Source organism: Streptomyces sp. RLA123 (genome assembly GCF_056270165.1).
Genome location: NZ_JBWDOR010000003.1, coordinates 6,665,348 through 6,679,103 on the forward strand (window position 1 = coordinate 6,665,348; position 13,756 = coordinate 6,679,103).

Here is a 13,756-nt window from a genome sequence, read left to right on the forward strand (position 1 = left end):
CCGAACTGGGGCCGTACGGATGCTCCGGTCACGACTGTTGCACACGGCGTGAGGGCCTGTAAGGGTTTCGGCGATACCCGATCCGGTGGTGCTCCCGGCATATGCCGGGAGCCTTGCGGCGCGGGACGTGTTCACCCTCCGCGGAATCGCCCGGTCCGGGTAAGCTGCGGCACGTCGACCGCGGGGGCCCCGCGGGCCGCCCCGGCCCTGGGTGAAGGGTTTGAACCCGGGACGATCTGCGAAGATACCTCGCAGTCGGCAACGGAAAATCCCGTTGCCAACCTACCCCCCGCACCGGATGCTGACCTCATGTTCGACCCCGACATAGCGCCCAGCGGTACCCTTCTCGGCCTCCTCCAGCGAGGACGCGGAGACGGGACCCTGCATGCCCTCGCGGCGCAGCGAGCCGACGCGCTCGCCGCGCTGGAGCAGTGCGTCCTGCGCGACCCACGCCACGACTGGCGCGTGGAGTCACGCTCCCTTTATTACGCACGCCTGTACTCCGAGCTCGAGGGCCCGCTCGACGGCATCGAACAGCACCTCTTCGCCCCGGACGACCTCGGCGGGACCGACGGCCCCGGCGGCGCCGACTCGACGGCCGGCCCCGACGAGCACCGCTGCGGCCTCGCCCTGTCCGTGCTCGGCCACCTCGCCGGCTACGGCCGCCGCGACGCCGTGTTGCTGCTCCGCCGCTACGCCGCCGAGGGCGGCACCTGGGAATGGGCGCTGGACGAACTCGCGGTGCGTGACGACGACGACGCGCTGAGGGCGCTCGGTCCCTCCGTCCTCGCCCGCTTCCCGCGCACCCCCGAGGGGGACGCGCGACTGGCTGCCGCGCTGCGTGAGGCGTACGAGCCCCGGCCCTGGCGGCTGTGGGCCGAGGACACCGACCCCGAGGTCTCCGAACGCGTGCGCAAAGCCTCGGAGCAGACCGCCTTCGACCGCTGGCAGCGCCAGCTGCGGCCGGCCGGCCCGACCCCGGGGTGGAGCGTGCGCGCCGTGCTGGACTGGGCCGAGGAGGGCCTGTCCGCCAACCCGCCGCAACACCGCGACGCGCCCGCCGCCCGGTGTCTCGCCGCCGTCGCAGGACCGGAGGACCGCGACACGCTCATCGAGGCCGCCAGCGCAGGTCCCGACGCGGCCCGCGCCGCGGCCCTGAGGCACCTCGCAGACCGCCAGGACAGCGCCGCCCTCGACCTCGTGGAGGCGGCCGCCGCCGATCCCTCCGGCATCGTCGCCCGTGCCGCGCTCGAGTCGTTCGCCCGCATGCGCAGCGTCGCCGCGGTCACGCGCGCCCGTGCCTGGTCCGCCCGGGAGGACGCGCTCGGTGCCGCCGCCGGCCGCATGCTCGCCTGCCGCGGCGCCGCACAGGACGCCGACCGCGTCCTCGGTGCCCTGCGCCGCCTCGTCCAGCACGAGGGGGCCGACGCCGACGGACTGGCCGAACTCGTCGAGGGCACCGGCCGCCTGAGGATCGACTGCGCCGCCCCCGTGCTGCGCCACATCTACCGCGAGACCTCCTCCTCGCAGTTGCGTGGCGTCGCCGCCCACGCCCTCGCGTCCACCGACCCCTCCTTCGGCGCCGGTCTGGCCGTCGAGTGCCTCTGGGACTGCGAGGAGACCACCCGCGAGCTCGCCGCGGGTGCGGCCACCACCGCCGACGTCCGCGTGCTCGCGCAGCTCCGCAGGCTCGCCGCCGACCCGGCGGAGGAGGCCGAGGTCCAGACCGCCGTGCGCGGCCGCCTCAGCTCCGGCGAACCCGCCCGCTGACCGCATCCGGCCGACCGGATCCCGGGGGCGGGTCCCCCGGTGGACTCCCGGCGGCCGTGTCCGCGGCGCGGCAACAGGCGTGGCACGCACCGGTTTTCGGACACATTCGCGGGTCGTGGGAACTCGCCGGGAACCGGCGGCGTTCTCTTTCCACGGATGGCACTCGCAGCGCCCCTTGGCAGCCGCAGGACGGCGTATTCCGGGGCAGTCGATCGTTTGGGCCCGGTTCGCCCTGGGACCGGCGCTTCGGGCGGAAGGCCCAGTGAGGGGCCAACGCTCACGGCCCGTTCCCCAAGGTGAAAGATCCACGTGGCCGGGAACACGCCCAGAGAGCCGACAACGTCCGTATGCGAGTAGCCATCGTCACCGAGTCCTTCCCTCCCGACGTCAACGGAGTGGCCCACTGCGCCCTGCGTACGGCCGAGCACCTGGTCCGAAAGGGCCATGAACCGCTGGTGATCGCACCAGCAGGACCGCTCGACGCATCACCCGGAGACGACCCGTGCCCCGTCGTCCGCGTGCCGTCGCTGCCGCTGCCCGGCTACCCGCAGGTGCGGGTGGCGCTGCCGAGCCGCCGGACCGCCGCGGCGATCGCCGCGCACCGCGCGGAACTGGTCCACCTGGCCAGCCCGTTCATCCTGGGGGTGCGCGGCATGGCCGCCGCCACCCGGCAGCGCATCCCGGCCGTGGCCGTCTACCAGACGGACCTGGCGGGCTACGCCCGTACGTACCTGAGCCTCGGCGAGAACACCGCGTGGCGCCGCATCCGCGCCGTGCACTCCGCGGCGGACCGCACGCTGGCCCCGTCGAGCGCGTCGCTGCGCGACCTGGAGGAGCACGGGGTGCCGCGGGTCCACCTGTGGCCGCGCGGTGTGGACTCCTCGCGCTTCGACCCGTCGCACCGCGACGAGGCACTGCGCCGCGAGCTCGCTCCGAACGGGGAGGTACTGGTCGGCTACATCGGCCGCCTCGCCCAGGAGAAGCACGTGGAGCTGCTGGCCGGCGCCTGCCGGCTGCCGGGCGTCAAGGTGATCATCGTCGGCGACGGCCCGAGCGCCCCGAGCCTGCGGGAGGCACTGCCCGGCGCGGTCTTCCTCGGCCGCCGCACCGGCCACGACCTGGCGCGGATCTACGCGTCGCTGGACGTCTTCGCCCACACCGGCCCGTTCGAGACGTTCTGCCAGACGGTGCAGGAGGCCATGGCCAGCGGCCTGCCGGTGGTCGCCCCCGCCGTGGGCGGTCCGCTGGACCTGGTCACGCACGGCCGCACCGGCCTGCTGGTGCCGCCCGGCGACGTGGACGCCGTCACCGAGGCCGTACGGACGCTCGCCTCCGCGCCCGCGGTGCGCGACCAGTTCGGTGCCGCCGGCCGTGCCGACGTCGCCGCCCGCACCTGGGAGGCCGTCGGCGACCTGCTGCTCGACCACTACACCCAGGTGATCGACTCCCGTACGGCGGTGGCCGCGTGAACCGCCCCCTGCGCATCGTCCGGCTGGCCAACTTCGTCACCCCCACCTCCGGCGGCCTGCGCACCGCGCTGCGCCACCTCGGGGAGGGCTACGTCGCCGCCGGCCACGAATCGATCCTGATCGTCCCCGGGGCCACCGGCTCCGACGAGATGACCTCCCAGGGCCGCGTCATCACTCTCCCGGGCCCGCTGGTCGCCGGCACCGGCGGCTACCGCGTGCTGACCGGACGCCCGCGCCTGGAGCAGCTCCTGGGCTCGCTGCGCCCGGACCGCCTGGAGGTCTCCGACCGCACGACGCTGCGCTGGACCGGCGAGTGGGCCCGCCGCCGCCGGGTGCGCGCCGTCATGGTGAGCCACGAGAGCGTCGACGGTGTTCTGCGCACCTGGGGCATGCCCAACGCCATGGCACAGAGCTCCGCCGACCGCCTCAACCGGCGCAGCGCGCACCACTACTCGCGGATCGTGTGCACGACCGGATGGGCCGCCGCCGAGTTCGAGCGGATCGGCGCCCGCAACGTGGTGCGCGCACCGCTCGGCGTCGACCTGGAGAACTGCCACCCCTCGCACCACGACCCGGAGTTGCGGGCCCGGTACGCGGGCGGCGCGGAGATCCTGATGGTGATGTGCTCGCGGCTGTCGCCGGAGAAGCGCCCCGGCCGCGCGCTGGAGGCACTCGCCCACATGCGCAGCCAGGGCGTCGACGCGGTGCTCGTCGTCGCCGGCGAGGGCCCGATGCGGGCACGGCTGGAGGCGCGCGCCCGCGAGGCCCGGCTGCCGGTGTCCTTCCTCGGCCATGTCGCGGGCCGCCACTCGCTGTCCGCGCTCCAGGCCACCGCCGACGTGGTCCTGGCGCCCGGCCCCGTGGAGACCTTCGGGCTGTCCGCTCTGGAGGCCCTGGCCTGCGGCACCCCGGTCGTCGCCAGTGCCCTGTCCGCCCTGCCCGACATCCTCGGCCCGGCCGGTGCCGCCGCCACGGACGACGGCCCCGCCTTCGCCGACGCGGTCGGCCATCTGCTGTCCCGGCCGGAGCACATCCGGCGCGCCGTCGCCCGTGCCCAGGCCGAGCGGTACGGCTGGCCCACCGCGGTCAACGCCTTCCTCGCCGCCCACGACGCCGCTCCCGTGTACAGCCCGGAGGTCGCGACATGACCACGGCGGGCACCGACGCACCCGTCGCCGCGGAGCTGCCCGCGCCCGGGGCCCCGGTGGCCTCTGTGGCGTCCGTGACCGCCGCGCCGGTCACCCCCGTCGCGCCGGTCACCCCCGTCGCGCCGGCGGCGCCGGCAGGGACGTCCGTGCCGTCCCTGGTGTCGAAGCTGGGCGCGCGCGAGGTGCGCTTCGTCGCGCTCGGCGACTCCCTCACCGCCGGGCTCGGCGACCCCGTCGCGGGCGGATGGCGCGGCTGGGCCGCGCTGCTGGCCGCCGGACTCGCGGCGGAGCCCTCGGACGTACGGATGATCAACTGCTCCCGCAGCGGCGCACTCACCAAGGACGTCGCCGAGGAGCAGCTGAAGGAGGCGCTCAGCCACCGCCCGCACATCGCGTCCGTGGTGGTCGGCGCCAACGACACCCTCCGCGGCTCCTTCGACATCGTCACCGTCGCCCGGCGGCTCGACGCGGTCGTGAGCCAACTGCGCGCCCACGGCACGGTGGTGCTCACCGCCTGCCTGCCCGACCCCGGGCGCATGCTCGGACTGCCGTGGCCGCTGGCCCGCCCGCTGGGACGCCGCATGGCCGCGCTGAACGCGGTCGTCCACGCCCTGTCGGAGCGGTACGGGGCGGTGCACCTGCACGCCGCCCGGCACTCCTGGGTCGCCGACCGCACGTCGTGGAGCGCGGACCGGCTGCACCCCAGCGAGCTGGGACACCGCCTGCTGGCCCGCGAGTTCCACAACCTGCTGGTCGCGCAGGGACTGCCGGTCGGCGATCCACCGTCCACGGTCCCCGGAGGCCCCGGGCCCGGCGCCGCGGCGAGCGTGCTGTGGATGGCGACCAAGGGCACGCGCTGGGTGGCGGCCCGCTGCACGGACCTGCTGCCCGACCTCATGCGGCTGGCCGGCCAGGAGGCCCGGCACCGCCTCGCGGGCACCGACGGCCTGCTGGACCTGCGGTCCCGGCACGCCACCGAGCTGGCGCTCGCACGCCTTTCCTGCGTGGCGCCGACGACGACGTGACCCGGGACCGCGCCCCCTGTCCGGGCGGGCGCGGGCCGGTCCGCGGATCCGGCAAGCACAGCAAGCACAGCAAGGGCCGCACGGACAGCACGGACAGCAAGGGCCGCACGGGCAGCACGGGCAGCACGGACAACCAGGACGGCAAGGCCGGCAAGGACGGGGGACGGCAGGGGAGGACGGCGGGGACCTGGGAAGGCGGGGGAGGGCGGCATGGGGACAGACCGGCCGGTCCGCGTCGTTTCGTCCGATGTCGGTGGGACCGCCTAGTCTGTCGTCGTGACCACCACCGTTCCGCACCAGTTCAGCGGCGGTGTCCGGCCCGCGCCGGGACCCGCCGCCGACGAGGGCCTGGCCCGTCGGCTCAAGGCCCTGGCCTGCACCGCGCCGCTGCACGATCTCGACGTGCGCAAGGCCAACCTCGCGGGCGAGTACTCGGTGTACGCGATGGCGGAGGTCGCCCTGGCCGCCATCGACCTGGTCACGCTCAACATGGACTTCGACACCGGTGCCGACCACGACCAGATAATCTCCCGGCTGCTGCCCCGCGTCGCCGCCCAGGCCCCCGGCCGCTCCGCCGTCGAGCACGAGCGGGTGGCCCGCTGGGTGCTGGAGAACCTGATCAACGTCGGCAGCGTCGACCGCGGCTTCCGTGCCGTTTACGGCACTTTCGGGCCCGATGGGTCCTATGTCCGCCGGGATTACGACTTCAAGCTCGTCGAGGAGGTCCCCGGCCGCGACGGCACGGTCTATCTGCGCGCCACGGACGAGGCCGTCAACGTCCTTGTCGGCGCCCTGGACACCGACGTCACCAGCGCCCAGATCGCGGCCGAGGTCAAGCTGGAGGTGCTGGTCAACCGCGGCCGTCTCGCGGACGCCCAGCTCGCCGCCGAGCAGGCCCGCTACCGCACCGTGCAGTACGCCGAGTCGCTGCGCCGCGCCCTGGACGCCACCCGGCGCAACGTCCGCGCCGTCGACTGGCTGCGCACCGTGCCCGACATGATCGACGAGGCGCTGGACCACGTCGCCGACCGCTACCGGCACGAGAACGCGATCCTCACCAACATCCGCAAGGCCCGCGACGAGGCCGAGGATCCCGACAACAAGCGCCGTGCCGCCGAACTCGTCGACATCGTCAAGGACTGCATCCGCCGCCATACCCAGCTCCAGTCACGGCTGCTGGAAGCCGGCCCCATCTTCCGCGCCGAGCAGGACCGCCAGGCCTTCGCCGCCCCGCGCGGCAGTGCCCTTGTCGGCGTGCTCGACCTGTACGGGCAACTGGTAGCCCCCGTCCTCCCGCTCCCCGTGGAACGGGCGCTCCGCGTCACGGACGCCTGGTTCGCCAAGGGCACGGGCTTCCGCACGGCCGCCTCCGTGCGGGTCACCGACCTCGTGGACGCGCTGCTGACCCCGCCGGTGGAACGCGAGCACCTGGGCGCCGAGATGCCCGAGCCGGACCTCATCGCCACCCCGGACGACAGCCGCTTCAGCGACGCGCAGCTGGAGTCCGCCCTCGATCTGCTCGATCTGCCGCACGACGCCCCGCGCCGGCTGTCCGGCCTGCTGGCCGAGGCCCGCCGCCGTGATCCCGAACTGCCCTACCTGGTCGCCCTGCTCGCCGTGCACGCCGCCAGTCCGCCGGTCGGCACCGCCTACCGCCAGGGCGAGGAGCGCCTGCTGTTCGCCGTCGACGACGGCACCGAGCTGGAGGACCCCGAGTTCGGCGGCGCCGACCTCATCGTCGGCACCGCCCGCCTGGACGCTGCCGGGATGGCGGCGGAACGCACGGAGGTGGCGTGACGACGGCCACCACCGCGCGCCGCACCGGCGCCCGAACGACCGCACACCGCACCACCGTCCGTCCCCAGGAGACCACCCCGTGAGCGACCACCGCGAAGGCGAGAGCGCGCCCCAGCCCGCACCCTCCGCCGGCACGGCGGGCGTCACCCCCGCCGACGCCGCGGACGCCGCCCGTCTGGTGGCCTGCGGGCTCCAGCCGAAGCTGCTGCCCGCCCGTGACGCCGAGTACGCCGAGCTGATCCGCCGCTACCGCGAGGACCCCTCCTTCGCCCGGCTCGCCGACGCCGTCGCGACCGGGCTCGGCCTCGTCGTGCTCGAGGTCTCGCCCCGTGCGGGCATGGCGATGGCCGCCGGCGAGGACTCGGTCTTCGCCGTCCGCATAGGCGACTACTCGCGCCGCGCCGCATCCGACGCCGGTGACCGCTTCCTGCACGGTCTGGCCCATCTGGCCACCGCCGCCATGGCCTTCCCCCGCCCGGAGGACCTCGCCGACGACGCCTACATCGGCCGCGTCACCGTCAACGGCATCGACGGGTTCCTGCGCCAGGCCTGCCGGCGACTGGAGGAACGCGCCGAGGAGCAGGGCGAGAACACCGACCCGGCCAGCGACGCGCCCGGGATGGAGGTCGCCTGGCGCGTGTATGTACGCCGCAGCTCGGCCGGCGCCACCAAGGACGCCCGCCGGCTGGCCGGTTCCACGACCGGCATCGTCGGCAAGGCGGTGGCGTTCCTCGTCGACTCCGGCTTCCTTCAGCGCACGGGCGACGAGTCGGGCGGCACGTTCCGTACGACCGCCCGCTACCAGTTGCAGGTCCGCGACATGGCCGGCAGTGCCGCCATGGCGGAGCTGCTGGACCTGGGCATCGTCCCGGTGGCCGACGACTCGGCCGCGCTGCTGCCGCCCGAGGACGGCGAGGACCTGGATCTGGTCGCCGGCGCGGGCCTGCCCTTCCACTCCTGAGCCCCGGCCCGCCTCCCCGATCCTGTCCCCCGATCCCTGACCACCACCACGAGAGTCCGCCATGTACGAGCTGTCCCGGGTCCGCCTCTACTCCATCGGGCCGGCCGGCGCACGCTACGCCGACACCGTGCTGGACCTGCGCGGAGTGGGCGAGCCCGTGCCGCAGCCGGCGCCCGCCCAGGCGGAGTTCTTCGCGGAGGAGCCGGCCGGCCCGCCGCGCCGCCCGGCGCCCGCGGGTGTGCTCTTCCTGGAGAACGGCGGCGGCAAGTCCGTCCTGCTGAAGCTGATCTTCTCGGTCATGCTGCCCGGCCACCGCAACACTCTCGGCGGTGCGAGTTCCGGTGTCCTCCGCAAGTTCCTGCTCGCGGACGACTGCGGGCACGTCGCGCTGGAGTGGCAGCACACGGTCACCGGCGAACTGGTCGTGGTCGGCAAGGTCAGCGAGTGGCGGGGGCGCCAGGTCTCCTCCGACCCGCGGCGGTTCGCCGAGGCCTGGTACTCCTTCCGGCCCGGCCCCGGGCTCAGCCTGGACTCCCTGCCCGTCGCCGAGTCCACCGCCGTGCCGCCGTCCGCCGAGGGCACCTCGGGCGCCCGGGGCCGCCGCCGCACGATGAAGGGCTTCCGCGACGCCCTCACCGACGCCGGCCGCTTCTACCCGCACCTGGACGTGGTGTGGGAGGAGATCCACGACCGCTGGAACGAGCACCTGGGGCTGCTCGGCCTCGACCCCGAACTCTTCCGCTACCAGCGGGAGATGAACGCCGACGAGGGCGAGGCGGCCGGTCTCTTCGCGGTCAAGAAGGACTCCGACTTCACCGATCTGCTGCTGCGGGCGGTCACCGACACCCGGGACACCGACGGCCTCGCCGACCTCGTCCACGGCTTCGCCGGGAAGCTGGGCCGCCGGGCCGAACTCACCGCCGAACGCGACTTCACCGCGGGTTCCCTCGAACTGCTCGGCCGCATCGTGGACGCCACGGCCGCCCGCGACCGGGCCCGCGCCGTGCACGCCCAGTCCGAGCGCCGTACGCGGGGCCTCGCCCGGCGGCTGTCGGCCCGTGCCCACGAGGAACGCGGCCGGGCCGCCGACCTCGCCGAGGACGTGGCCCGGGCCGCGCACACCGTCACCGACGCCGACGCCGCCCGGAGCCGCGGTTCCCTGATCGCCGCCGAACTCGCCTACCGGCACGCCTCGCTGGCACTGGCCGTGGGCGAGAAGAGCGCCGCGGCCCTGCGTCGTGAGCTCAACGACGCCCGTACGTTCCAGTCCGCCTGGCAGGCAGCCGAGATCGTCCTGCGGCACCGCGCCGCCGCCGATCGCCTCGCACGCGTCACCGCCGCCATCCGCGAGGCCGAACGCGACGCCGCACCCGCGCTCGCCGCCCGCACCAAGGCCGCGGGGGACCTGGTGCGCGCCCTGCACGCCGCCGCCGACATCGCCGACGAGCGCGCCGACGCGGAGGAGGAGCGGTCGGCGGAGTTGCAGGCGCGGTCCGAGGCGGCCCATCGTGACGCCACCGACGCGGCCACCGCCGCCCAGCGCGCCCGCAGCGAGTCCGGCCACCTGGCGCAGCGCCTCGCCGAGGTGGAGCAGGAGACCACCGAGGCGGTCCGTGCCGGATGGCTCGACGACTCCTCCCCGGACGCCGATCCGGCCCGCGCGGCACTGGAGGCCTCCGACGCCGAGAAGGCCGCCGCGAACGCCGCCGAGGCGGCCCGCGAGGCCGCTCGCCGCACCGGCGACCTCGCCCGCGTGGCCGCCGCGGCGGAGTCCCGTGCCGAACTCGCCGCCGCCCGTGCCGCGGACGCCCTCGCGGCGGCCGGGACGGCCCACGCCGCCGAGACGCGGGCCGCCGACGCCCTGGCCGCCGAGCCGCGCCTCGCGGAACTGCTGAGCCTGCCGCCTGCCCCTGCACCGGACGGCGGCCGCCCCACCGGTGAGCCGGGCGCCGCCATCCCTCCGCAGGCCACGGGCGCACGTCGTGCCGTTCCGACGGAGGACACCGCCCCCCGCGACCCCGCGGACGGCCCGCTGAGCGCCGCAGAACTCGACGGCTTCGCCGAGTCGTTGGGGGAGATGCTGGAGGGCGCCGTCGCGTCCGCCGAGCGCCAGCTGTTCGACCTGCGCACCGCCGCCGCCGACGACGCCCGCATCCTGGCCGCCCTCGGCGACGGCGGCCTCCTGCCGCCCGGTCCGGACGTGCTGGCCACCGTCGAGTACCTGGGGGAGCACGGCATCCCGGCGCTCCCGGGCTGGCGGTACCTCGCGCAGGCCGTCGACCCGGTCGACCACGCCGCGGTGCTGGCCGCCCGGCCGGAACTGGTGGACGGCGTCGTCGTCACGGACCCCGGCGCCCACGCAAGGGCCCGCGAGGTACTGGCCCAGGCGGCGCTGCTGCCCCGGTCCACGGTGGCGGTCGGCACCTCCGCCGCCCTGCTGGCGCCGCCCGCCCCGGCAGGTCCCGGGCCGGAGGTCTTCCTCGTGCCGCCGAACCCGGCGATGCACGACGAGTTGGCCGCCGACGGCGAGCGCCAGGCGCTGCGCGCGCGGGCCGGCGCCCGCGAGGAGGACATCCGGGGCTTGGCCGCCCGGCTGGCCGAGGACCGCACGCTCGCGGCCCGGCTGTCGTCATGGCGGGACGGCTGCCCGCCGGGCCGACTCGGCGAGCTTGCCACGGTGATCGAGACCGCCCGGACGGCCGCCGGGACCGCCCGCGACGAGCTCACCGAGGCCCGCGGCCGGCGCGTGGAGGCCGATGAGGCCGCAGCCGAGGCGACCGGGCTGCGCGACGAGCGGCAGGAGGCGGCCCAGCTGGCCCGCCGCGCCGCCGACGCCCTGGCCGGCCTCGCGTTCCGGCTGCGCGAACGTGCCACCTGGCAGCGCAGGACCCGCGAACTGGCCGAGGACGCCGCCGAGGCGGAGACCCGCGCCGAGGCGTGCCTGCAGCTGGCCCGCGCCGCCGACGAGGACCGCCGCGCCGCCCAGCGCGCCGCGGACGACGCCCGCCGTACCGCCCGCGTCCTGCGCGCCGAGCGGGCCGAGATCACCGGCGCCCCCGATGAGCCGCCCGCCGACACCGCGCAGGACGCCGGGGGCCCCGCCGGGGCGCTGCCCGCGCTGCGCGAGGCGTACCGGGCGGCCTCACAGCTGTACGAGAAGGTCGGCGTCGGCGCGGACCTGCGCGCCGAGCAGGCACGGGCCGAGAGCAGCGAGCAGTCGGCCCTCACCGAGCTGGAGCGCCTGACCAACAAGGTCCGCACCCGTGCGGCCCGGTTGCTGGAGGGACCGGACGGCGCCGACGGCCCGTCGCGGCAGGCCGCCGCCGCCCGTGCCGAACAGCTCGTGGGCACCCTGGACTCGCGTGCCGCCACGGCGAGCGAACGGCTGGGCCGGCTGCGGGGCGAGGCGGAGCGGCACGCCCCCGCGGACGGCGAGGCGCACACCGGGCTGCCCGGGGAACTGGTGCCCCGCGATGCCGAGCACGCCCAGGAGCTGCTGCGCGGTGCCAACGTCGAACTCGCCGCCCGCACGGACGCGCTCGACATCGCACGCGCCGCCCACGGCGACCTCGTCCGCGCGCACCGCGGCGCCGAGGACGCGGCGAGCGGCTTCGACGAACTCGCCGCGCTCCTGCGCGACCTGCTCCGCGACGGCGACCGGCAGGCGGACGAGGAGGAGGACGAGCCCGAACCGCACCCCGGCTCCCTGGAGGAGGCCAGGACGGCCGCCGCAGAGGCCCGCCGCGGCCTGCGCGGCTGCGCCGCCGACCTGTCGGGCGCCGAGGCGCAGCTGCGCGAGGCGAGCGACGTCCTCGTGCGGCACGCCAACGCCGCCCGCTACGAGCAGGTCAGGACCCCCGCCCGGCAGCAGATCCGGGAACTGCCGGCTTCGGCGCTGCCGGAGCACGCGGCGGCGTGGCACCTGGCGTTCGAGCCCCGGCTGCGCGTACTCACCGACGAGCTGGCGCAGTTGGAACGCAACCGCGACAGCATCGTGGACCGGATGCGGGGCCTCGTGGAGTCCTCGCTGGCGACCCTGCGCTCCGCGCAGCGGCTGTCCCGTCTGCCGGAGGGGCTGGGGGAGTGGTCCGGGCAGGAGTTCCTGCGCATCCGCTTCGAGGACCCGGACCACGCCGTCCTCGGTGAACGGCTCGGAGAAGTGATCGACGAGGCCACCCGCGCCGCCGTCCGCAAGAACTCCGATCTGCGGCGCGACGGGATGTCCCTGCTGCTGCGGGCGGTGGCCGCGGCGCTGGAGCCCAAGGGCGTGGCCGTGGAGATCCTGAAGCCGGACGCCGTGCTGCGGGCCGAGCGCGTCCCCGTCGGGCAGATGGGCGACGTCTTCTCCGGCGGCCAGTTGCTCACCGCCGCCATCGCGCTCTACTGCACCATGGCGGCGCTGCGGAGCAACGACCGGGGCCGCGACCGGCACCGGCACGCGGGCACGCTCTTCCTGGACAATCCCATCGGCCGCGCCAACGCCACGTACCTGCTGGAGTTGCAGCGTGCCGTCGCCGACGCGCTCGGCGTCCAGCTGATCTACACCACCGGTCTGTTCGACACCACGGCCCTCGCGGAGTTCCCGCTGGTGGTGCGGCTGCGCAATGACGCCGATCTGCGGGCGGGGCTGAAGTACATCAGTGTGGAGGAGCACCTGCGTCCCGGACTGCCGCAGCGCGACCCGGAGTCCGAGCCGGTGCACGGCGAGATCACCGCGACCCGGATGTTCCGCCGCCCGGCGGAGCAGTCCGCCGCGCAGGCCGCTGTCCAGTCCGCCGTTCAGGCCGCCGTGCAGGACGGCGGCTGACCGGGCCGTCCCGCCGTGCCGTGGGAACCGCCGCCCGGAGGCCGCCCTACGAGGCCACCCGCGCGCTGTGCCCGGGCAGCCTCCGCGCGCCGCCCGCGCCGCGGCGCGCACGGCGCCGCTCCCGCCGCCGTTCACGGCGCAGCGCGCGGGCGGCGCTGCTGGGGCTGGAGAGCACGCCGTTGCGCTGGTTCCACACCTGGCGGGTGATCCACACGTCCAGCACCGCCCAGGTCGCCACCACGGTGCTGCCTATGGCGGCGACCGTCGCGGGCGCGGCGATCCAGGAGTCGCCGGCCGCCGCCAGTGTCGCGACCACCGCCGCGATGAGGCTGAGGGACACGATGAGCACCGCCCGCACGGCCGAGACGCGGACCGGATCGGGCATGCGCGGGCGTCCGACCGGCTCCTCGGCCCACAGGGAGCGCCGCTTCCGCCGCTCCGGAATGTCGCGATCCAATGCGTCCTCGACAAGGTCGTCCATGAAATCTGCTCCCTCGCGGGATCCGGGTGGTGCGGTGCCGGACCCCCGATGTCCGACTCCAGAGTGGCTGCCCGGTATCCGCCGATGAATGCCCCCGCATTCCGGAGCGCCCCTCCCGCCGGGATCACGAACAAAGGGTGCCGGTGGTTCCCGGTGCGCTGCATTTCGGCCAGGGACGGCCACCGTTCATCGGTACGAAACGGGTCTTCCCGGGACAAGGGAGCAAGGTGGGCTTTCGGATGGGGCAGGTTGCAGTAGTAGGCTCGCGCCGTTTATTGCCGGAACAGGACGTCCCGTG

Annotated in this window: 8 protein-coding genes; 7 read left to right on the plus strand and 1 reads right to left on the minus strand. The window is 75.5% G+C overall.

The features are described from left to right. Nucleotides 1-309: 309 nt before the first annotated feature. From RV983_RS30510 to RV983_RS30540, 7 genes are all read left to right on the plus strand, one after another. Nucleotides 310-1,770 carry a HEAT repeat domain-containing protein gene (locus tag RV983_RS30510; protein WP_475988920.1) on the plus strand — a complete coding sequence of 487 codons (1,461 nt, stop codon included), beginning with the start codon at nucleotides 310-312 and terminating at the stop codon, nucleotides 1,768-1,770. A 347-nt stretch (nucleotides 1,771-2,117) separates the two neighbouring features. Then, nucleotides 2,118-3,239, plus strand: coding sequence for a glycosyltransferase family 4 protein (locus RV983_RS30515; RefSeq protein WP_475988921.1), 1,122 nt, complete (start codon nucleotides 2,118-2,120; stop codon nucleotides 3,237-3,239). Further along, nucleotides 3,236-4,387: a glycosyltransferase gene (locus RV983_RS30520; RefSeq protein WP_475988922.1), complete on the plus strand. Its 1,152-nt coding sequence runs from the start codon at nucleotides 3,236-3,238 to the stop codon at nucleotides 4,385-4,387. The genes RV983_RS30515 and RV983_RS30520 overlap by 4 nt, the downstream gene beginning before the upstream one ends. After that, entirely contained in the window at nucleotides 4,384-5,412 is a 1,029-nt protein-coding gene (locus RV983_RS30525) for an SGNH/GDSL hydrolase family protein (protein ID WP_475988923.1), read from the plus strand. The genes RV983_RS30520 and RV983_RS30525 overlap by 4 nt, the downstream gene beginning before the upstream one ends. Nucleotides 5,413-5,688: 276 nt before the next feature. Continuing rightward, nucleotides 5,689-7,209, plus strand: coding sequence for a hypothetical protein (locus RV983_RS30530; RefSeq protein ID WP_475988924.1), 1,521 nt, complete (start codon nucleotides 5,689-5,691; stop codon nucleotides 7,207-7,209). Between the two features lie 79 nt (nucleotides 7,210-7,288). Next, nucleotides 7,289-8,170: a hypothetical protein gene (locus tag RV983_RS30535; protein ID WP_475988925.1), complete on the plus strand. Its 882-nt coding sequence runs from the start codon at nucleotides 7,289-7,291 to the stop codon at nucleotides 8,168-8,170. Between the two features lie 61 nt (nucleotides 8,171-8,231). Further along, on the plus strand, nucleotides 8,232-12,977 hold the full coding sequence (locus RV983_RS30540) for a coiled-coil domain-containing protein (RefSeq protein ID WP_475988926.1): 4,746 nt from the start codon (nucleotides 8,232-8,234) through the stop codon (nucleotides 12,975-12,977). 46 nt (nucleotides 12,978-13,023) lie between these two features. Here RV983_RS30540 and RV983_RS30545 read toward each other — a convergent pair whose 3' ends face one another. Further along, a complete protein-coding gene (locus RV983_RS30545; protein WP_475988927.1) occupies nucleotides 13,024-13,458 on the minus strand; it encodes a hypothetical protein in 435 nt (144 codons plus the stop codon). Nucleotides 13,459-13,756 lie beyond the last annotated feature (298 nt).

What these genes read in the sequence shown, in the direction of transcription:
- RV983_RS30510 (WP_475988920.1), top strand. Translation starts at nt 310, where the DNA reads ATGTTCGACCCCGACATAGCGCCCAGCGGTACCCTTCTCGGCCTCCTC.
- RV983_RS30515 (WP_475988921.1), top strand. Translation starts at nt 2,118, where the DNA reads ATGCGAGTAGCCATCGTCACCGAGTCCTTCCCTCCCGACGTCAACGGA.
- RV983_RS30525 (WP_475988923.1), top strand. Translation starts at nt 4,384, where the DNA reads ATGACCACGGCGGGCACCGACGCACCCGTCGCCGCGGAGCTGCCCGCG.
- RV983_RS30540 (WP_475988926.1), top strand. Translation starts at nt 8,232, where the DNA reads ATGTACGAGCTGTCCCGGGTCCGCCTCTACTCCATCGGGCCGGCCGGC.
- RV983_RS30545 (WP_475988927.1), bottom strand. Translation starts at nt 13,458, where the DNA reads ATGGACGACCTTGTCGAGGACGCATTGGATCGCGACATTCCGGAGCGG.